The 19,911-nt window shown below is 70.6% G+C and carries 13 protein-coding genes; 8 read left to right on the top strand and 5 right to left on the bottom strand.

The annotated features are described in order from the left end of the window. The first annotated feature begins 31 nt into the window (after positions 1-31). From dxs to OG452_RS06390, 3 genes are all read left to right on the top strand, one after another. Entirely contained in the window at positions 32-1,954 is a 1,923-nt protein-coding gene (gene dxs / locus OG452_RS06400; protein WP_327294647.1) for a 1-deoxy-D-xylulose-5-phosphate synthase, read from the top strand. A 162-nt stretch (positions 1,955-2,116) separates the two neighbouring features. Continuing rightward, entirely contained in the window at positions 2,117-3,592 is a 1,476-nt protein-coding gene (locus OG452_RS06395; protein WP_327294646.1) for an amino acid permease, read from the top strand. Positions 3,593-3,712: 120 nt separating this feature from the next. Continuing rightward, positions 3,713-4,759 carry a hypothetical protein gene (locus OG452_RS06390; protein WP_327294645.1) on the top strand — a complete coding sequence of 349 codons (1,047 nt, stop codon included), beginning with the start codon at positions 3,713-3,715 and terminating at the stop codon, positions 4,757-4,759. 173 nt (positions 4,760-4,932) lie between these two features. Here OG452_RS06390 and OG452_RS06385 read toward each other — a convergent pair whose 3' ends face one another. Further along, the gene (locus tag OG452_RS06385) at positions 4,933-5,994 is read right to left on the bottom strand and encodes an LCP family protein (protein ID WP_327294644.1); all 1,062 of its coding nucleotides are present in this window, start codon (positions 5,992-5,994) and stop codon (positions 4,933-4,935) included. Positions 5,995-6,286: 292 nt separating this feature from the next. Between OG452_RS06385 and OG452_RS06380 the strand changes: the two genes are divergently transcribed. The 5 genes from OG452_RS06380 to OG452_RS06360 all read left to right on the top strand — a co-directional run bounded on the left by OG452_RS06380 (position 6,287) and on the right by OG452_RS06360 (position 13,603). Next, a complete protein-coding gene (locus OG452_RS06380; RefSeq protein ID WP_327294643.1) occupies positions 6,287-7,852 on the top strand; it encodes a hypothetical protein in 1,566 nt (521 codons plus the stop codon). 260 nt (positions 7,853-8,112) lie between these two features. Beyond that, positions 8,113-10,266: a hypothetical protein gene (locus OG452_RS06375; protein WP_327294642.1), complete on the top strand. Its 2,154-nt coding sequence runs from the start codon at positions 8,113-8,115 to the stop codon at positions 10,264-10,266. A 38-nt stretch (positions 10,267-10,304) separates the two neighbouring features. After that, entirely contained in the window at positions 10,305-11,120 is an 816-nt protein-coding gene (locus tag OG452_RS06370; RefSeq protein WP_327294641.1) for a rhamnogalacturonan acetylesterase, read from the top strand. After that, positions 11,117-11,944, top strand: coding sequence for an Ig-like domain-containing protein (locus OG452_RS06365; protein WP_327294640.1), 828 nt, complete (start codon positions 11,117-11,119; stop codon positions 11,942-11,944). Before OG452_RS06370 ends, OG452_RS06365 begins: the two co-directional genes overlap by 4 nt. 42 nt (positions 11,945-11,986) lie before the next feature. Further along, positions 11,987-13,603, top strand: a complete 1,617-nt coding sequence (locus OG452_RS06360; protein ID WP_327294639.1) for a glycosyltransferase family 2 protein — start codon at positions 11,987-11,989, stop codon at positions 13,601-13,603. A 44-nt stretch (positions 13,604-13,647) separates the two neighbouring features. Here the strand turns inward: OG452_RS06360 and OG452_RS06355 are convergent, their stop codons facing one another. The 4 genes from OG452_RS06355 to OG452_RS06340 all read right to left on the bottom strand — a co-directional run bounded on the left by OG452_RS06355 (position 13,648) and on the right by OG452_RS06340 (position 19,823). Beyond that, positions 13,648-14,679: a phage baseplate protein gene (locus tag OG452_RS06355; protein WP_327294638.1), complete on the bottom strand. Its 1,032-nt coding sequence runs from the start codon at positions 14,677-14,679 to the stop codon at positions 13,648-13,650. Positions 14,680-14,855: 176 nt separating this feature from the next. Continuing rightward, complete coding sequence (locus tag OG452_RS06350; RefSeq protein WP_327294637.1) at positions 14,856-16,988, bottom strand: 3-hydroxyacyl-CoA dehydrogenase NAD-binding domain-containing protein; 2,133 nt, start codon at positions 16,986-16,988, stop codon at positions 14,856-14,858. Continuing rightward, positions 16,985-18,214, bottom strand: coding sequence for a thiolase family protein (locus OG452_RS06345; protein WP_327294636.1), 1,230 nt, complete (start codon positions 18,212-18,214; stop codon positions 16,985-16,987). The genes OG452_RS06350 and OG452_RS06345 overlap by 4 nt, the downstream gene beginning before the upstream one ends. Before the next feature lie 325 nt (positions 18,215-18,539). Then, complete coding sequence (locus OG452_RS06340) at positions 18,540-19,823, bottom strand: ribonuclease D (RefSeq protein ID WP_327294635.1); 1,284 nt, start codon at positions 19,821-19,823, stop codon at positions 18,540-18,542. Positions 19,824-19,911: the final 88 nt, after the last annotated feature.

Below are 19,911 nucleotides of genomic sequence, written 5' to 3'. Positions count from 1 at the left end.
TCGATCACAGTTCGAACGCAAGGAGGCACGGGTGCCGCTGCTGACCCGCATCAGGGGACCGCGCGATCTGGACAGGCTGGGCCCGGAGCAGCTGGAACAGCTGGCCGGGGAGATCCGGACCTTCCTCGTCGACGCCGTGTCCAAGACCGGTGGCCATCTCGGCCCGAATCTGGGTGTCGTCGAGCTGACCATCGCCCTGCACCGCGTCTTCGACTCACCGAAGGACCGGGTGCTCTTCGACACCGGTCACCAGAGCTACGTGCACAAGCTGCTCACCGGCCGCCAGGACTTCGGGATGCTGCGCACCAAGGGCGGCCTCTCCGGCTACCCCTCACGCGCCGAGTCCGACCACGACGTCATCGAGAACTCGCACGCTTCGACGGTGCTGGGCTGGGCCGACGGCCTCGCCAAGGCCAACCAGGTACTCAAGAGGAACGACCACGTCGTCGCCGTGATCGGTGACGGCGCGCTCACCGGCGGTATGGCCTGGGAGGCGCTGAACAACATCGCCGACGCCAAGGACCGCCCGCTCGTGATCGTCGTGAACGACAACGAGCGCTCCTACGCGCCCACCATCGGCGGGATGGCCAACCACCTCGCCACGCTCCGTACGACCGACGGGTACGAGCGCTTCCTGGCCCGGGGCAAGGACCTTCTGGGGCGCACGCCGGTCGTCGGCAAGCCGCTGTACGAGACCCTGCACGGCGCGAAGAAGGGCCTCAAGGACTTCATCGCCCCGCAGGGCATGTTCGAGGACCTCGGCCTGAAGTACGTCGGCCCGATCGACGGCCATGACATCGAGGCCCTGGAGTCCGCGCTGGAACGCGCCAAGGGCTTCGGCGGACCCGTCATCGTGCACTGCCTCACCGAGAAGGGCCGCGGCTACCAGCCCGCCGAGCAGGACGAGGCCGACCACTTCCACGGCATCGGCCCGATCCACCCGGACACCGGCCTGCCGATCAAGGCCGCCGCCGCGAGCTGGACCTCGGTCTTCGGCGACGAGATGGTCAAGCTCGGCCGGGAGCGCGAGGACATCGTCGCCATCACGGCGGCCATGCTCCAGCCGGTCGGCCTGACCAAGTTCGCGAAGGAGTTCCCCGGCCGGGTCTACGACGTGGGGATCGCCGAACAGCACGCGGCGGTCTCCGCCGCCGGGCTCGCGACGGGCGGGCTGCACCCGGTCTTCGCGGTCTACGCGACCTTCCTCAACCGCGCCTTCGACCAGCTTCTGATGGATGTGGCCCTGCACAAGTGCGGTGTCACCTTCGTACTGGACCGGGCCGGGGTCACCGGCGACGACGGCGCCTCGCACAACGGCATGTGGGACATGTCCATCCTCCAGTGCGTCCCGACGCTGCGGATCGCCGCGCCGCGCGACGCCGAGCAGGTGCGCGCCCAGCTGCGCGAGGCCGTCCGGGTGGAGGACGCACCGACCGTGGTGCGCTACTCGAAGGGCGTCGTCGGCCCGGCCGTCCCCGCCGTCGGCAGGGTCGGCGGGATGGACGTGCTGCGCGAGGCGGGCACCACCGCGCCGGACGTCCTGCTCGTCTCCGTCGGTGCGCTCGCCCCGATGTGCCTGGAGATCGCCGAACTGCTCAACAAGCAGGGCATCTCCACCACGGTGGTCGACCCGCGCTGGGTCAAGCCCGTCGACGAGGCGCTCGCCCCGCTCGCCGAGCAGCACCGGGTGGTCGTCACCGTCGAGGACAACAGCCGTGCCGGGGGCGTCGGTTCAGCGGTCGCCCAGGCGCTCCGGGACGCCGGGGTCGACGTACCGCTGCGGGACTTCGGTATCCCGCCGCGCTTCCTCGACCACGCGTCGCGCAAGCAGGTCATGGCCGAGATCGGGCTGACCGCCCCGGACATCGCCCGCCAGGTCACCGGCCTGGTCGCGAAGATCGACGGCCGGTACGACAGCCCGTCGGCCGCGTCGGCCGAGCCGGCCCGCGACTGACCGCACCACGCCCGCGCGCGGCCGCGCGGCACCGAACGAGCCGGTGGGCCTACCTGTACGGGTGGTCCCGCCGGCTCATTGGTGTGAAAGGTCCTCACCTGGTGGTACATCGCACTCACGCGCTCCGATCATGGCGAGGACTACAAGCGTGGAGGTACACCCGTGAGCAGCAGTCTCTTCCGGACGAAATCCGTGGAGCAGTCGATCCGGGACACGGAGGAGCCGGAGCACGCACTCAAGAAATCCCTGTCCGCACTGGATCTGACGGTCTTCGGTATCGGAGTCGTCATCGGTACCGGGATCTTCGTCCTGACCGGGCTGATCGCCAAGGAGACCGCTGGTCCTTCGGTGGCCCTCGCCTTCGTGGTGGCCGGTGTTGTCTGCGCCCTCGCGGCGCTCTGCTACGCCGAGTTCGCGTCCACGGTGCCGGTCGCGGGCTCCGCCTACACCTTCTCGTACGCGTCGCTCGGCGAACTGCCGGCCTGGATCATCGGCTGGGACCTCATCCTCGAACTCGCCCTGGGCTGCGCGGTGGTGGCGGTCGGCTGGTCCGGATATGTGCGCTCGCTGATGGACACGGCCGGAATCGGTATGCCGCCGGTCCTCTCCGGGACGCATGGCGGCAAGTTCGGCTTCGATCTGCTGGCGGCCATCCTGGTCCTGGTGCTGACCGGGATCCTGGTCCTGGGCATGAAGCTCTCCTCGCGCGTGACGACGGTCATCGTGGCCGTGAAGGTCACCGTCGTCCTGCTGGTCATCATTGTGGGCGCGTTCTACATCACCGGGTCGAACTACCACCCCTTCATCCCGCCCTCGGTGCACGGCTCGGGCAGCAGCAGTCTCAGCGCCCCGCTCGTACAGCTCTTCGGGTTCAACCCCGGCTCGTTCGGCGTGATGGGTATCTTCACCGCGGCCGCCGTCGTGTTCTTCGCCTTCATCGGCTTCGACATCGTCGCCACGGCGGCCGAGGAGACCCGCAACCCGCAACGTGACGTGCCGCGCGGCATCCTCGGCTCGCTGGCGGTCTGCACCGTGCTGTACGTGGCGGTCTCGATCGTCGTCACCGGGATGCAGAAGTACACCCAGCTGTCCACGGACGCCCCGCTCGCCGACGCGTTCAAGTCGGTCGGACACCCCTTCTGGGCGGGCGTGATCAGTTTCGGCGCGGCCGTGGGCCTCACCTCCGTCTGTATGATCCTGCTGCTCGGCCAGAGCCGGGTCTTCTTCGCGATGAGCCGTGACGGACTGCTGCCCAAGGTCTTCTCGCGGGTGCACCCCAAGTTCGGTACGCCCTACCGCTCCACGATCCTGCTCGGTCTCATCGTGGCCCTGGTGGCGGGCTTCACCTCGATCAGCGTGCTCGCCGACCTGGTCAACATCGGGACGCTGTTCGCGTTCATCCTGGTGGCCGTCGGAGTGATCATCCTGCGCCGGCAGCGCCCGGATCTGCCGCGTGCCTTCCGTACTCCGCTCGTACCGCTGGTACCCGTCCTCTCGGCGCTGGCCTCGTTCTGGCTGATGCTGAACCTGCCGGCCGAGACCTGGATCAGGTTCGGCATCTGGATGGTCGTCGGCGGCGTCGTGTATGTCTGGTACGGGCGCGGGCACAGCCGGATGTCCCAGCGGGCGCGGAAGTAGCCGAACCGGTGCCCGGGCCTCGCCAGGCTCGGGCAACCGCCGCTCTCACCGCTCTCACCAGGCGGAATGTTATTCTCAGCGGTACCGTTCGACCGGTTGAGGGAAGGCTGGCAGCCAGCCATGTCGTCGCGTTCCGTCCAGGCCGCAGGCCCCGCCACGAGCTGCTGGCTGCTGCGGGGCAAGGACGGCAGCCTCAGCGCGTACGCCCCGGCGGACGGCGGCCTGCTCCGCTGGACCGAACAGCGGCCCGGCGGGCCCGACTGGACGGGGCCGCGGTTCATCGAGGCCCCCGGTCTCACCCACGCCACGCTGGCCCAGGGCCCGGACACCTATGTCCATCTGATCACCCGGCGCACCACCGCCAAGGGTGTCGAGCTGATGCACACGACGCAGTACCAGACGGGCCGGCCGTTCGGCCCCTGGCACTCCCTCGGCAACCCGCACAAGGAGGAGGACCGCGCACGCGCGGTCGGGGCCCCGGCGGCGGCGGTCGGCGCCGACGGCCGGGTCCATGTCTTCGTACGCAACGCGGCCGGCGGCCTCAGCCTGCGCAGTCAGGGCAAGTCCGGCAAGTGGGAGGGGTGGAAGGACCTGAAGGGCAGTCACCTCCTGGACGCGATGCCCGCGGCGGTCGCCGTCGGCGGCCGGGTCGAGCTGCTGGTCCCCGCCGATGAGCAGTTGTCGCGCTGGTGCCAGGAGGAGCCCGGCCGCGACTTCACCGAAGCGGAACCGTTCGCGGCCACGGCCGCCGCCGGATCCGTCACCGGCCTGTGCACCGCGGACGACCGCGTCACGTACTACGGCTGCGCCTCAGGCGGCGCCGGGGTGGCCGCGTACCGCACGGGTGCCGGCGCCCTGGCGCTGGGCGGCGCGCCGGACGGCGGCCCGGTGGCGGTACTGCGCACCCCCATAGAGGGCTACGACTGCACGGTCCTCGCCTACCGCGGCAGTAACGGCCGGCCGGCCATCGCGGCCTGCCCGACCGAGGGCGAGGCGGACGGCCTGTGGTGGACGGAGACCGGCGAGCCTTCGACCGGCGCGCCCGCGCTGGCGGTGGACGGGGAGGGGCGGGTGGTGCTCGCCGCCATCGCCGGGGACGGCACGCTCCGGGTGGCCCGGCAGAAAGCGGAACCGGGCCTCGCACTGGCGGCGTGGACCAGGGCCTGAACTTCCGGCCCGCCGGCGGGCGGTACCCGAGGCAGGTGGAATCCGGTCAGGTGGTTCCCGCGGTCGGCTCCCGGACCCGGCCTGGTTCCGGCACGGGCCCCGGGAGACGGGGCCGCACCGGAATCAGAAGTGGGACCAGAACCGGTCCGTACGGAGCCGGGCCGCGCCAGTCATCAACCGCCGTGCGCCGGGGACTTCTTCGCCGACGCCGGGATCTCCGTGTCCGTGTGGATGGCCTTCCACAACTGCGTGGCCTGCGGCTCGGCCGCCACCACCCGGTTGGGGTCGGCCTTGTCGTACTGCACCGGGAGCATGATCGTCTCCATGGTGTCCGGGTTGACGCCCTTCATGCTGCGGGCGAACTCGGCCAGCTTGGTGAGCGACGCCAGATCCGAGTCGGTGGTCAGCGACTTGGTCGCGGAGTTCGCGATCTTGTACGTCTTGGTGGGGCTGCTCAGCACGTCCTGCTTCTGCACCTCGCTCAGCAGGTCGAGCAGGAACTGCTGCTGGAGCCCGATCCGGCCCAGGTCGCTGCCGTCACCTATGCCGTGCCTGGTCCGTACGAACTCCAGCGACTGGGTGCCGTTCAGCTTCTGCGGACCCGCCTTGAGGTCGAGGCCGCTGGCGCCGTCGTGGATGTCCTGGGGGACATTGACGGTCACCCCGCCGAGCGCGTCCACGAGGCCCTTGAACCCGGCGAAATCGACCTCCATGTAGTGATCGATCCGGACGTGGGACATCTGCTCCACGGTCTTCACCACACAGGCCGGGCCGACCTGCGAGTAGACCGAGTTGAACATGACACGGTTCGCGGAAGGCACCGACGAGCCGTCCGACTTGGCGCACTCGGGACGGGTCACCAGGGTGTCGCGCGGGATGCTGACCGCGGTCGCCCTGCTGCGCCCCTCGGGCACGTGGATCACCAGCGCGGTGTCGGAGCGGGCGCCGCTGACGTTGCCGCCGGCTATCTTCCCGTTCTCCCCGGCGCGTGAATCGGATCCAAGGACCAGCAGGTTCTGCCCGGTTGTGGGCAGTTTCTCCGGACGGTCCTTGCCGAGCGACTTGTTGATGTCGACGCCCTTGATATTGCCGTTCAGGTTGCTGTACAGCCACCATGCGGTCCCGCCCGCGGCGAGCAGCAGCACCAGGAGTACGAGCAGAACGATGCGGAGCCCACGACGGCGCTGCCGGGGGGCTTTGCGCGAGCGGGGCGGGGTGGCGGTGGCCTGAGTCATGCCGTAGTTGTCCTCTGATCCCGGTAATCGGCTTGTGGCGGAGTGACGACCGCGTCTGGCATGGGGGGACTGGCGGTCGGTCGAGTGCGACAGCGCGAAAAAAACAAGGGGGGCGTCGTTGCCGCCGGTTTCGATCGGCACCAGAGCATATAGGCAATTGTGTGCTTCTTGTGTGCGTCTATCGTTCTGGTGTGCGTGAGAGCCTGGCGGGCGGCCGCCCGGCCGGAGATCGTCCGGCAGGCTCCACGGGACGGGAACCGCGGACTCCGCGGCGGAAGGGAGCGACAGCGCGATGGTGGCATCAACCGGACCCCGTGCCGATGAGCACGGGCAGCGGGACCCGCGGGCCGTAGGGCCGGCCGGGGCCCGGCAGGCGGGCGCCATCCTGCTCGTCGCGGCCACACCCGCCGACGCGGCCGTCCTGCTCGCCGGTACCGGCGGTCCCGGCGAGGTCAGCGTGGTCTGCCTGGAGAGCGGGGGACCGCAGGAGCGGCAGCTGTTCGAGCGGGCCGTGTCCGACGCCGTACGGCAGGGCCGGCGGGTCCAGGGCGAGCCGCGCGTCCTCACGTCGCGCGAAGACGCTACCCAGGCGGTCCTGGCCGAACTCCGCACCGTACGACCGGCGGTGGTCATCACCACGGGGCCCGACGCACCCTCCGGAGCTCCCGCCGTGGACCCCGGTACGGAGCAGCGCCGCACTGCCGCCGCGTGCGCCGCTCTCCGGGCGGCCGATGCCTACCAGCGCGAGAGCGGGCAGCCGCTCCTCGTCGACTGCCGGGCCCCGGCGCTGCCCGGCGCCTCCGGCACGGCGCTCCGCCCCCGGTACGCGCAGCCGGGCACCTGGCTGATCAGGGGCACTGACGGTCGTCTCTCCGGCTATCTGCCCACGGCCGGGGCGGTGCTGCGCTGGACCGAGGGGGCGGCCGGCGGCTGGTCGGGCCCCGAACGTCTGGAAGCACCCGGCCTGTTGCCGGGCCTGACCGTGGTCCAGGGGCCGGACGGCTATGTACGCCTGGTCGGCCTCAGGCGCACCGAAGGCCGCGGCGGCGCGGTCACCGTCGAGGTCGTGTGCGCGACCCAGTACCAGACGGGGCGCCCGGCCGGGCCGTGGCACTCGCTGGGCAACCCGCACCGCGCGGAACCGGAGCGGGGCCGCCATGTCGGCTTCCCCGTGGCCGCGTTCGACGACGACGGGACGCTCCACGTCTTCGTCCGCAACGACGAGCACACCGTGAACACCCGCCACGAGAAGCCCAATGGGTCGTGGTCGTCCTGGCAGCATCTGCGGGGCTCGAAGACCGCCGACGAACTGGTGGCCTTCCGGGTGCCGGACGGCAGGGTGGAGCTCTTCGCCCGGCTGCGGGACGCCCCCGGGACGGCGCGGTGGAGCCGGACGGGGCGCGACGGCGCCTGGGCCGAGGACACCGGGGTCAACGTCCATGCCGCCGCGGACAGTCTGGCGCCCGCGCCGGAAAGCGGCGCACTGCGCTACCGGTACGCGGGGACCGGCGAGCTCTGTCAGTGGCAGTGGAACGCCCCGGGCCCCGTGTCGCTGCGGAGCTCCGACGTGCTGGGCAGGGTCGCCGGTGCGACCGGTGTCGACATCGGCGGCTGGGCCTGTACGGTGCTGGTCTCCACCGACCCGTACGGATACTGCCTGGCCGGATTCCATGTGGACGGGCGGCCCGATTCCGGCGTGTGGTGGTCGGGTACCGGGCAGTGGTGTCTGGTCCCGCCCGCCCTCGCCCGGGACCGGCTCGGCCGTCTCACGATCGCGGTGCTGGGGCCCGACGCCCGGCTCGCCGTCACGCGCAGGATGCCCGGCGGACAGGGCCTGGACCTCGGGCCCTGGGGATAGTTGGGCCCTGCGAGGGCGTCCGGGCAGCTCGCGGGCATGGTCGGAACCTGCTGGTACGTAACGTACTGGTGTCTTGTCCGTAACCGTGTTCCGGGTACTATTCTGACCCCAGGTAAAGCTCAGGTTAACGTTTTGGGTGGGTCCCCTGCAGCTTTGCCGTCACTGTGGTGCCGCTTTTGCGTCCGCGCTCCGTCGCGCACGCATGCCCTGGGGGGGAACGCGGGTCCGGGTGTGCGTTTGACGATGAGAAGAGGACGAGATTGATAGCCGCACTGATCCGCCATGCCGAAATAGCCAAGGGCAAGAACGTCCTTGTGCTGTTCATGCTGCTGGCGAGTTACTTCGGCATGCTGGTCTCGGGAGCCCTCGGACTGCTCTGGGTCTTCGCCGCGGCCCTGGTGCTCAGCTACGCCTCCGACTTCTACCTGCACCGCGCCGAACCCGACCTGATCCGCTTCCTCGGCAAGCTCAAGTGGGGCCTCAGCATCCGTGTACTGACACGGGAACTCGGCGTGCTGGTGCTGCTGCGGTACACCGTCGGTGACGACCGCGACATCTTCACGGTGATCTTCCTCGGCTTCGCCGCCGTGCACTCGCTGCGCCTGCTGTACACGTTCCTCTGCATGTTCATCAAGCGCCGCCGTGCGCTCCCGGTGCGCGTGCGCAACCTCGATCTCAGCGCCCTGAACATGCCGGAGCCGCCGCCCCCGATCGCCTTCCGGTCCTACGAGCGGAAGCTGCTCCACCTGGACAGCGCGGTCATCGCCGGGGCCATCGCCTCCCGCGCCACGCATGTCATCGGCTTCAGTGTCCTCGGCTGCGCGCTGGCGGTGACCGTCGCCGTCCTCGGCATGGTGATCCTGCTGCCGACCATCAGACAGTGCCGCCGGGTGCCCAGTCATGAGCGCACCTTCCGCATCCTGAACAAGCAGGTGGCCAAGTACCGCCCCGAGGTCGTCCTCTACTTCACCTACGCGGCCGGCGCGCGTGACTCCGCCTACCAGGTCAACATGTGGCTGGAGACCCTCGCCCGGCTCGGCAGACGGCCGTTGATCGTGCTCCGCGAGGTCACCACACTGCGCTTCCTCGCGTACACCTCGCTGCCGGTCGTCTGCCTCCCGAAGGCCGATGACCTCAGCCTGCTTGAGCTGCCCGAGGTCCGGGTGATCCTCTATCCGGCGAACGCGGGCAAGAACGTCCACATGCTGCGGGTGGCCGAGGCCAAACACGTCTTCATCGGACACGGCGACAGCGACAAGCTGGCCAGCAGCAACCGGGTGAGCAAGGTCTACGACGAGATATGGACGGCGGGCCAGGGCGGCGAGGAGCGCTACCAGCGGCTGCGCGGCACCATCCCCGGCTCCGCCCTCGTGCCGGTCGGCCGGCCGCAGCTCAGCGCGGTCGAGTCGGTCTCGGCCCGGCCGCACGGCCGGATGACCACCGTGCTGTACGCGCCCACCTGGGAGGGGTGGACCGCCGACCCGTTCCACACCTCTCTCATCCTGATGGGCGAGAAGCTCATCCGGATGCTGCTGAACCAGCAGGAACCGGTCCGCATCCTCTACAAGCCGCACCCGTTGACGGGCAAGCGGTCGGCCGACGCGACCCGGGTGCACCGGCGCATCATGGCGCTTCTCGAAGCCGACAACGCCAAACGCGACCGCACCAGGGAGAACCGGAGCTCCCGCGCCTCGCAGGCGGACGGCGACAAGAAGCTGGCCGGTCTTGAGAGCCGGATGGCCCGGCTGAAGGCATGGACCGTGGTCGGGGTCTACGGCCTCTGGCACAAGGACAGGGCCATGCTCGCCCGGCCGCCGAAGGAGACCTGGGAGGAGCTGCAGGCCCAGTGGCACGAGACCTTCTGGGCTGGGGGCGGCGGTGATCGCCACCAGGTGGTCACCGGTCAACTCCCGTCCCTGTACAGCTGTTTCAACGAAGCCGACATGCTGATCAGCGACATCTCCAGCGTCGTGTCCGACTTCGTGGCGAGCGAGAAGCCGTACGCGGTCTCGAACCCGTCCGACTCGGACCCCGCACTCTTCAAGCAGCTGAACCCCGCGGCGTCCGCCGCGTACATCCTCGGCCCGTCCTGCGAGGAGCTCTCCGTCTGCGTCGAGGCCGCACGCTCCGGCGGCCGGGACCGGCTGGCCGGGCACCGGGAGCACCTCAAGCGCTATCTGCTCGGCGACGGGGACTCCATGGTCCGGTTCAACGACGCGGTGAACCGGCTCTTCGCGCGGGGCATCGCCGAATTCCCGGCCGGGGACACCGCGGAGCCGATCCTCGCCAACCCGTTCACCCGGGGGACCGCCGCGATACCCGAACAGTCGCTGGAATCCACCGCACCCATGCCGCAGCTGGGGTGGATCGGGCAGCAGCTCGGGCCGCAGGAATCGATGGAACAGTACTTCTGACCCGTGCGCGGTGACACGATCTGATGGAGGGTACGGCGATGTACGGGCAGGAGATGCCCCGCAGGCGGATGTTCGTCACAGGCGATTCCACGGTGGTGACGCGATCCGTCGACTACCTCCCGATGGCCGGCTGGGGACAGACGCTCCCGCTGTTCCTCGGCCCGGCGGTGGAGGTCGTCAACTGCGCACGGGCCAAGGCGAGTTCCCGGAGTTTCTACGACCGGGGCCGCTTCCAATGGATCCTCGAACGGGCCGCCCCCGGCGACTACGTGCTGATCAGCTTCGGCCAGGTCGACTGGGAGCCGGAGGAGGGCCTGCACACCGAGCCCTTCGAGGCGTACCAGCAGTACCTGCGGCAGATGGTGCACCTCACCAGGGAGGCACAGGCGCACCCCGTCCTCGTACTCACCCACGAGCGGCGCAAGTTCGACGCCTACGGCAATCTGCGGCGCTTCCTGCGCACCTACCCGATGGCCATGCGGGAGGTCGCCCAGAAGCTGTCCGCACCGCTCGTCGATCTCTACGCGCAGAGCCTGGCCTGGTGGGAGGAGCTCGGCGGCGACGCGGCCAAGGAACTCTTCGCGCATCTGCGGCCGTACGAGAACCCCGTCGCCAACCTCAAGGGCGCGGACGACACCCACCTGCGCGCCGAGGCGGCGGTGGAGTGCGCCCGCTTCATCGCCCGCGCCCTGCGGGACCAGGGGCTCGTCCCCGCTTCCTGGGTGCACAGCCTCGACCGGTCGGACTTCACCACCGACGAGATGGGCTGGCTGGACACCGCGACCTTCGACCGGCTGACCAAGGAGCGAGTGGCGCAGGTGCCCGGCGAGGCACGGATCGGAGCCGGGCGATGACCTTCCTGCTGGGCGTGGTCCGCATCCAGGAACCCGGTTTCCCGGACAGCGCGACCCAGGCGGCCGTGCACTGCGACGCGCACCCCCTGACCTCCCTAGCGCCGGGCCAGACCGTCCGGATCGCCCTCACCGTTCAGGCGGGCCCGGGCATCGGCCACGCCTACGGCTATCTCGCCGAGGACTCCTTCGCCGGGGCCGCGGACGTGGTGTCGGTCCACGGCGCCGAGTACTCCTCCCTTCTGCGGCACTACCGGGCCCGCGCCGACGGCGGTGGTTCGGGGACCGCCGTCCTGACCCTGCAGATCCGCCAGGACGGCACGGAGCACGTGCTGCGTCCGGCGGTCGCCGCCGCCATCCCCGGCCGGGACCCCCGCAGGCTGCTGCGCACCGAACCGCTGGCCGACCAGGGGGTGCGGATCCGGGGTTTCTCCGCCCCCGGCCGCGCCCTGAACGTCCCTGAGCACGGCGCGTACGCACCGGCGCTCGTCGACGTACGGGACGGCCTGCCGCAGGGCACCGTCGTGGTGGGACACAGCCAGCCGCGCTCCGGGCAGGTGAGCGTCACCCATGAGGGCGTCCTGGCTTTCCAGGCGGCGCCGGGCGCGGTCGGCTACGACCACTTCCAGTACGCCGTGCAGTCGCCGTCGGGCGAGCGGGCCGAGGGGCGGGTGGTCATCCACATCGGTGATCTCTCCGAAACCCCGGGGCTGCTGACCCCGCCCGGCTTCAACGGGGCCGGCACCACCGCGCACGCGTCCTGGACCCAGCCGAAGATCCACGGTCCGCTGCCCTGGCCGCACGAGGGCGCAGCGGTCCCCGGCTGACCCGCGCCCCGCTCGCACCACCCCCGTACGCAATGAAGTCTGGTGATCAGCGTCGTGAACCCCGTGTCCCTCCACCCCAAGGAACAGCCCGACGTCAGCGTCGTCGTCGACGTGGCCGACGCCGTCGGCCGGATCGGCGGCTGCCTGGAATCGGTGCTGGCCCAGGGCGATGACGGATTCCTGGTGGAGGTGCTGGTCCTGGACCGCGGATCCCGGGACGGCACCCGCGAGACGCTCCAGCAGTGGGCGGCCAGGTACCCGGCGCTGAAGTGCTCGTCCTCGCCCACCGCGACAGACACTCCGGCGCAGGCGCGCAACACGGGTATCGAGCAGTCCACCGGCCGTCATCTCCTGTTCCTCAGCGGTACGGACCGGCTCGCCCCCGGCGCGCTGAAGGCCATGGTGCGGGCGGCCGACGAGAACGAAGCCGATGTCGTACTCGGCAAGGTCGCGGGCCTGGACGGGCAGAAGGTCGGCACGTCCATGTTCACCCGGAGCGCGGCCGACGCCGATGTCGCGACCTCGCGCGTGTACTGGTCGCTGAGCGCCGACAAGCTGTTCCGGCGCTCGCTGGTGGACCGCTGCGCACTGCGGTTCCCCGAGGACTGGACCCTCGGCGACGACCAGGCGTTCACCGCGCTGGCCTATCTGTACGCGGACCGGATCTCCGTGGTCGCCGGCCAGGTCTGCGTCGAGCAGGCCCGCCGGGTCGCCGGGGTGAACACGTCCCGGTTCAGCGGTTCCCTCGCCGACCGGATGGCGCTCACCCGCCGGATGGTCTCCCTCGTCACGGAACGGGTCCAGCCGGGTCCCCTCCGGGACCAGCTGCTCGCCCGCCACTTCGAGCTGGAACTCGGCAAGGCCACCGGGTCCGCCTATCTGGCCTGCGAGGACTTCGAACTGCGGCTGGCCGCGCTCACCGAATGCCGAGGGCTGCTCGAACTCCACGCGGGCCACGAGGTGTTCCAGAAGCTCCCCCGGCCGCTCTCGGTACGCCTGGAGCTGATCCGCCGGGGCCTGTTCGCCGAGGCCGAGCGGATGATCGCGTTCGAGCAGGGCAAGGAGAAGGCCGCGCTGCTGGTGGAGGAGGGGCGCGCCTTCCGCCGGTACCCCTTCTTCCGGGACCCCGAAGTGGGGCTACCCGACGCGTACTTCGAGATCACCCACACGCTGCGGGCCAAGCACCGGCTGGCCGGGCTGAGCTGGTCGGGTGCCGTGCTCAGGGTGCACGGCCACTGCTACATCGAGCAGTTGTCCACCCGCGATCCGGCCGTCCGCGTGGTGCTGCGCGAGCGTGCGAGCGGCGCCGAGTACCGCTTCCGCGTCCACTCCACGCCCACACCCAAGCTCGACGCCGCCACCCGCGCCGACCGTGCGCAGGCCGGGTTCGAAGCGCGGCTCGACCTGTCGGCGGCCGACGGTTTCCAGCCCGTCGCCCCCGGTCTCTGGGACCTGTTCCTGCACGTCTCCTACCAGGGGGTGGCCAAGGAGGTACGGCTCGGCGGGTCGCGCGCGGACACGGTCACCGACCGGACGCGCCAGGGTGTCGTGGTCGGCCGGGCCGACGCGTCCGGCCTGGAGACGGTCTGCCACCTCTACGCGACGAAGGCCGGGAACCTCACCGCCGAGGTCTCCGCGAGGCGTCCGCTGCCGCAGTGACGGCGCGGGGCGGGTCGCTCACACGTGTTTCTCCACCGCGTCTGTCACACCCCGCCGCACGTGTGGATCGCCAGCATCCTGGCCCGCGAACTGCCGGTCGCGAAGCCCACACAGAGCCGGGGGCCGCCCGTCAGCCTGACGGCGAGCCCTTCCGGCTCCCGGTAGGCGAGGTCCGCCGCCACGGTGATCCGTCGCGGAGCGGGGTCCGGTCCGCCGCTCAGGCCGATCGTGGTGACGCGGGTATTGCCCCCGGATACGGCCGGGTTGGCGCCGGACGCCGGCGTGTACGCGTTGCCCGCGAGCTGGTAGACCCGGTCCCCGTACAGCACGCACCCCTGGAACGTCTCGGCCGCGCCGCGTCCCCGCTGGAGCACGGTGCGCAGCGGGTGGTAGCGGCCCGCGAGGAAGTCGGCCATGCCGTACACCGCGTACCACTGCTGCCGCCTCCCGTACGCGGGGACCGTCCAGTAGCTCACCATCACCCGCCGCGCCGCCATGTCGATACTGGGCTGATTGGCCAGTGAGCCGGGCACCGGGCGGTGGTGGCGCAGGCCGGGGTGGTCGCTGTCGAGCACAGCGCCGTCCCGGAACGGGAACCGGGTGACGGCCTGCCCGTACCCGGTAGCCGGGTCGGCCTGCGACTCCGTCCAGAGGAGCGCGCCGGACACCGACGGCTCGACGCCGAGGGAGACACCGTGGCCGAACCCGCGCAGGAACATATGGCCGCGCGTCCGCCCGCCCGCGGACAGCCGCGTCACACAGAGATCGCCGCGCCTGTTCCTCTCCGCACTCGACAGCCGGTACGGCTCACCGGGCAGCCGCACACCGCCCTGGACCAACTGGACCGCGTAGATGTCGCCCTGGCTGTCGTCGAAGGCGAACGACTGGGGCACCGTGGTCTGGTGCAGCGCGGTGGGGGCCAGGATCTGCGAGCGGTCAGCCGCCTCGAACGTACCGTCCCCGTACGCCTGTCGTTCCCCGTACCACCGGCCGCCGGCCAGACCGCCGGCCGCGGCCGCCGCCGAGACGCCCGCCCACAACGCGGTCCTGCGTGAGTACTTCCGCTGCCGTTCCACGAACAGTCCTGCCTCCGCGTCCGCCGTCCGGCAGGTACTCGGCTCCCAATCCCCACGAACCCGGGGAAAGGTCATTTTGTCACACCACGGCGGTCGGCCCTCACGGCGAGTGCCCGCCCCGGAAACACTGGGACGGGCACACGCACGAAGGGCTCCGGATCTGCGGAGACCCGGGGTCAGGCCGGGACGCTCGCCACACCCTGCGCGAGGAACGGCTTGCCGTTCACCCGCTGCGACACACCCTCACGGTCCAGGTACGGCGTGATGCCGCCCAGGTGGAAGGGCCAGCCGGCGCCGGTGATCAGGCAGAGGTCGATGTCCTGGGCCTCGGCCACGACACCCTCGTCCAGCATCAGCCCGATCTCCTGCGCCACCGCGTCCAGGACCCGGTCGCGGGTCTGCTCCTCGGAGAGCACCGACGTGCCCTGCTTGAGGAGTGCGGCGACCTCCGGGTCCAGCTCGGGGCTGCCCGACTCGTAGACGTAGAAGCCGCGCTTGCCCGCCTTGACGACGGCGGCCAGGTTCTCCGAGACGGTGAAACGCTCGGGGAAGGCGCGGTGCAGCGTCTCCGAGACGTGCAGACCGATGGCCGGGCCGACCAGTTCGAGCAGCACCAGCGGGGACATCGGCAGGCCGAGCGGCTCCACGGCCCTCTCGGCGACCTCGACCGGCGTGCCCTCGTCGATGACGTTCTGGATCTCGCCCATGAAGCGGGTGAGGATGCGGTTGACCACGAACGCCGGGGCGTCCTTCACCAGGACCGCGGTCTTCTTCAGCTTCCGCGCGACACCGAACGCCGTGGCCAGCGAGGCGTCGTCGGTCTGCTCACCGCGCACGATCTCAAGCAGCGGCAGGATCGCGACCGGGTTGAAGAAGTGGAACCCGACGACCCGCTCGGGGTGCTTCAGCTTCGACGCCATCTCGGAGACCGAGAGCGATGAGGTGTTGGTGGCGAGGATCGCGTGCGCCGGGGCGACCGCCTCGACCTCCGCGAACACCTGCTGCTTGACGCCGATCTCCTCGAAGACCGCCTCGATGATGAAGTCGGCGTCCGCGAAGCCCTCGGCCTTGTCGAGCACACCGCTCACCAGGGCCTTGAGCCGGTTGGCCTTGTCCTGGTCGATACGGGACTTCAGCAGCAGCTTGTCGATCTCGGCGTGCACATAGCCCACACCCTTGTCGACACGCTCCTGGTCGATGTCGGTGAGCACCACCGGCACTTCGAGGCGGCGCAGGAAGAGCAGCGCCAGCTGCGAGGCCATCAGACCGGCCCCGACGACGCCGACCTTGGTGACCGGGCGCGCCAGGTTCTTGTCCGGGGCCCCGGCCGGGCGCTTGGCGCGCTTCTGGACCAGGTTGAACGCGTAGATGCCGCTGCGCAGTTCGCCGCCCATGATCAGATCGGCGAGCGCCTGGTCTTCCGAGTCGAAGCCCTGGTTCAGGTCGCCGTCCTTGGCCGCGGCGATGATGTCCAGCGCGCGGTAGGCGGCCGGGGCCGCGCCGTGCACCTTCGAGTCCGCGATCGCCCTGCCGCGCGCCACCGCCTGGTCCCAGGCGTCGCCGCGGTCGATCTCCGGGCGTACGACCTCGATCTCGCCGCGCAGGACGGCGGAGGTCCAGATCAGCGACTGCTCGAGGAAGTCCGCGGCCTCGAAGATCGCGTCGGCGATCCCCAGCTCGTAGACCTGCTTGCCCTTCAACTGCCGGTTCTGGTTCAGCGAGTTCTCGATGATGACCGAGACCGCGCGGTCCGCGCCGATCAGGTTGGGGAGCAGCGCGCAGCCGCCCCACCCCGGTACCAGGCCGAGGAAGACCTCGGGGAGCGAGAAGGCCGGCAGCGACTTGGTCACCGTGCGGTACGCGCAGTGCAGACCGACCTCCACGCCACCGCCCATCGCCGCGCCGTTGTAGTACGCGAAGGTGGGGACGGCCAGTGTGGACAGCCGCTTGAAGACGTCATGGCCGCCCTTGCCGATGGCGAGCGCGTCCGAGTGGTTCTTCAGCAGCTCGACACCCTTGAGGTCGGCGCCGACCGCGAAGATGAAGGGCTTGCCGGTGATACCGGCGCCGGTGATCGTGCCCTCGGCGGCCTCCTTCTCGACCTGGTCGATGGCGGCGTCGAGGTTGGCCAGCGACTGCGGGCCGAAGGTGGTCGGCTTGGTGTGGTCCAGGCCGTTGTCGAGCGTGATCAGCGCGAACCTGCCCGCGCCGCCCGGCAGTTCGAGGTGGCGTACGTGCGCCTGGGTGACGACCTCGCCGGGGAACAGCTCGGCCGCGCCCTTCAGGAGATCGGAGGTGGTGGTGCTCACTTGGTGCCTCCGGCAGTCGTGTCGAAGTGAGGGTTCTCCCAGATGACCGAGGCGCCCATGCCGAAGCCGACACACATGGTGGTCAGGCCGTAGCGGACCTGCGGCTGCTCCTCGAACTGCCGCGCCAGCTGCGTCATCAGACGCACACCCGACGAGGCGAGGGGGTGGCCGAAGGCGATGGCGCCGCCGTACTGGTTGACGCGCGCGTCGTCGTCGGCGATGCCGTAGTGCTCCAGGAACGCGAGCACCTGGACGGCGAAGGCCTCGTTGATCTCGAAGAGACCGATGTCGTCGATGGAGAGCCCCGCCTTGGCGAGGGCCTTCTCGGTCGACGGGATCGGGCCGTAGCCCATGACCTCCGGCTCGACGCCCGCGTACGCGTACGACACCAGGCGCATCTTGACCGGCAGCCCGAGCTCGCGCGCGGTCTCCTCGGACGCGAGCAGCGAGGCGGTGGCTCCGTCGTTGAGCCCTGCGGCGTTGCCGGCGGTGACCCGGCCGTGCGCCCGGAACGGCGTCTTGAGGCCCGCGAGCGACTCCATGCTGGTGCCGGGACGCATCGGCTCGTCGGCGGTCGCCAGACCCCAGCCGGTCTCCCCGGCCTCCGGGTTGGTACGGCGCACCGATACCGGCACCAGGTCCTGCTGGATCTTGCCGTCGGCGTACGCCTTGGCGGCCTTCTCCTGCGAGCGCACGGCGTACTCGTCGGCGCGCCGCTTGGTGATCGTGGGGTAGCGGTCGTGCAGGTTCTCCGCGGTCATGCCCATGAAGAGAGCGGACTCGTCCACCAGCTTCTCGGAGACGAACCGGGGGTTCGGGTCGACGCCCTCACCCATCGGGTGGCGCCCCATGTGCTCGACGCCGCCCGCGAGGACGATGTCGTACGCGCCGAAGGCGATCGAGCCGGCGGTCGCCGTCACGGCGGTCATCGCGCCCGCGCACATGCGGTCGACGGAGAAACCGGGCACTGACTGCGGCAGGCCGGCCAGGATGCCCGCGGTGCGCCCGAGGGTCAGGCCCTGGTCGCCGATCTGCGTGGTCGCCGCGATGGCCACCTCGTCGATCTTCGCGGGGTCAAGATCCGGGTTGCGGCGCAGCAGCTCCCGGATCGCCTTCACGACGAGATCGTCGGCGCGGGTCTCGTGGTAAATGCCCTTCGGGCCCGCCTTGCCGAACGGGGTGCGGACGCCGTCGACGAAGACGACGTCCCGGATGGTACGAGGCACGATGGCTCTCCTCCAGGGTGCGGGATGGCACTGCTGCTGCGCGGGCACGCCGGGGCGCACCTGCACCAGGCCATGCTACCCACGGGTAACCATGCTGCCCAGTCCCTGGGTCGGGAGCGTCGAAGGTCACACGCCGGACGGGTGCCGGACTTGCGCAGCCGGATTCGCCGCAGGGGTCGAACGGACCGCCCTTGAATTCGGCCAGAAATAGCGGTTGTCCTGCGTTCTTCGAACTGGAGAGATCGGGCAGCCCACTCCACTTGTCCGGACTGTCCGGTCCTGGTGGTTTCCGGGTCCGCGGCGGGGTCACCGCAGACCCGGGGTGTCAGCTCTGGCCCGGCCGGTCCTGGACGGCGGCCGTCAGCAGCGGAGCGACCTGCTCGATCTGCCAGCTCCGGGCGCCGAGCCCGGAGAGAACGGCCGAGACCGTCTCCACCGTCCGCTCGCGCGGCGGCTCCCAGCACACCCGGCGCACGGTGTCCGGGGTCATCAGATTCTCCTGCGGCATGTTCAGCTCATCGGCGAGAGCCGATACGGCCGCGCGGGCCGCGGAGAGCCGGGCGGCGGCCGCCGGGTCCTTGTCCGCCCAGGCGCGGGGCGGCGGCGGACCGGCCACCTGCTGGCCGGGCTGCGGAAGTGCGGTGTCGGGGAGCGCCTTGGCCCGGTCCACGGCCGCCTGCCACTGCTCCAGCTGGCGCTTGCCCATGCGGTGGCCGAAACCGGGCAGTGCGGTGAGCTCCTGGAGATTCGCCGGGAGGCCCAGGGCGGCCTCGACGATCGCACCGTCCCCGAGGACCTTCCCGGGGGAGACGTCACGCCGCTGAGCCACCCCGTCGCGGGTGTTCCACAGTTCCCGTACCACCGCCATCTGACGGCGCCTGCGTACCTTGTGCATCCCGGACGTACGGCGCCAGGGGTCCTTGCGCGGCGGGGCGGGCGGCGCCGACGCGATGGCGTCGAACTCCTCCATCGCCCAGCCCAGCTTCCCCTGCCGGTCCAGTTCCTCCTCCAGGGCGTCCCGGAGGTCGACCAGCAGTTCCACGTCGAGCGCGGCGTAGCGCAGCCACGGCTCGGGCAGCGGGCGGGTCGACCAGTCGACCGCCGAGTGGCCCTTCTCCAGCGTGAACCCCAGCACGCTCTCGACCATCGCGCCGAGGCCGACCCGCGGGAAACCGGCCAGCCGCCCGGCCAGCTCGGTGTCGAAGATCCGGGTGGGAATCATGCCTATTTCCCGCAGGCACGGAAGGTCCTGTGTCGCGGCGTGCAGCACCCACTCGGCGTCGGCGATGGCAGCGCCGAGGGAGGAGAGGTCGGGGCAGCCGACCGGATCGACGAGGGCGCTGCCCGCGCCCTCGCGGCGCAGCTGCACCAGATACGCGCGCTGTCCGTACCGGTAGCCGGACGCGCGCTCGGCGTCGACGGCGACGGGCCCTGTCCCCGCGGCGAACGCGGCCACGACATCGGCCAGTGCTTCATCGGTGGCAACCACCGGCGGAATGCCCTCGCGGGGCTCCAGCAAGGGGATCGGCGCCTGTTCGACGTCGTCCGGGGGAGCGCCCCCAGTGGTTCGCAGTGCTGTCTCTGCTGCGGTCTCTTGAGCGTCGGTCACCCGTCAAGGGTATCGGTGAACGCACAGCACCCGCCGACGTAACGCTGCGTCGGCGGGTGCTGAGGGGGCTGAAACCAGTCAGTTCCGT

Origin of the sequence: Streptomyces sp. NBC_01197, from assembly GCF_036010505.1 — a bacterium.
Taxonomy (GTDB): Bacteria; Actinomycetota; Actinomycetes; order Streptomycetales; family Streptomycetaceae; genus Streptomyces.
Note: the sequence above shows the minus strand (reverse complement) of the source record. Positions and strands in the feature narration are given on the sequence as shown.

What these genes read in the sequence shown, in the direction of transcription:
- OG452_RS06390 (WP_327294645.1), top strand. Translation starts at nt 3,713, where the DNA reads ATGTCGTCGCGTTCCGTCCAGGCCGCAGGCCCCGCCACGAGCTGCTGG.
- OG452_RS06385 (WP_327294644.1), bottom strand. Translation starts at nt 5,994, where the DNA reads ATGACTCAGGCCACCGCCACCCCGCCCCGCTCGCGCAAAGCCCCCCGG.
- OG452_RS06380 (WP_327294643.1), top strand. Translation starts at nt 6,287, where the DNA reads ATGGTGGCATCAACCGGACCCCGTGCCGATGAGCACGGGCAGCGGGAC.
- OG452_RS06370 (WP_327294641.1), top strand. Translation starts at nt 10,305, where the DNA reads ATGTACGGGCAGGAGATGCCCCGCAGGCGGATGTTCGTCACAGGCGAT.
- OG452_RS06365 (WP_327294640.1), top strand. Translation starts at nt 11,117, where the DNA reads ATGACCTTCCTGCTGGGCGTGGTCCGCATCCAGGAACCCGGTTTCCCG.